Source organism: Bradyrhizobium sp. NAS96.2, from assembly GCF_001908235.1.
Taxonomy (GTDB): Bacteria; Pseudomonadota; Alphaproteobacteria; order Rhizobiales; family Xanthobacteraceae; genus Bradyrhizobium.
In genome coordinates this window covers 1-778 of the sequence record NZ_LGHK01000435.1, presented here as the reverse complement: position 1 = coordinate 778, position 778 = coordinate 1, and the positions used below count along the sequence as shown (strand labels likewise).

At 56.4% G+C, this 778-nt stretch carries 1 protein-coding gene; it reads left to right on the top strand.

What is annotated here, in order from left to right:
• Positions 1-778, top strand: a 778-nt coding sequence (locus AC628_RS41790) for a transposase (RefSeq protein ID WP_210190348.1), incomplete at both ends; no start/stop codon positions are given.

Sequence of the window (778 nt, the reverse complement as noted above, 5' to 3'; positions counted from 1 at the left end):
CGGGCAGGGCACACTGTTTCCGGCATTGCTCGACGATTATGTGACCGAGGATAATCCGGTGCGAGCGGTCGATGTGTTCGTTGACGGTCTCGATCTCGACAAGCTCGGATTCGTCGGTGTCCAGCCACTGGAGACCGGCCGACCTAGCTATCACCCTGGCATTATGCTCAAGCTGTACATCTACGGCTATCTCAATCAGGTTCCGTCGAGCCGACGGCTGGAGCGGGAATGCCAGCGCAATATCGAGATGATCTGGTTGACGGGGCAGCTGGCACCGGACTTCAAAACCATCGCAGATTTCCGCAAGGACAATGGCAAAGCCATTCGTGAGGTCTGTCGCGAGTTTGTCGCGCTGTGCCGCAAGCTTGATCTGTTCAGTACAGCGAGCGTCGCCATTGATGGGTCGAAGTTCAAGGCTGTCAATGCACGGGATAAGAACTTCACCGAGGCCAAGATGAGGAGACGTCTTGAGCGAATCGATGAGAGCATCGCCCGCTACCTCTCTCAACTTGAGACCGCCGATCGGCATGGCGATGCGGTGCCGGAGGCGAAGGTTGAGCGGTTGAAGGGCAAGATCGAGAAACTCAAGGAGGAGATCGTTCGGCTCAACGCGATCAACGCGGAGATGATGAAGAGCGAGGACAAGCAGATCTCGCTCTCCGATCCTGATGCACGCTCGATGGCGACAAGTGGTAAGGACACCGGCGTCGTTGGCTACAACGTGCAGATTGCAGTTGATACGCAGCATCATCTCATCGTGGCTCACGAGGTGACCAAT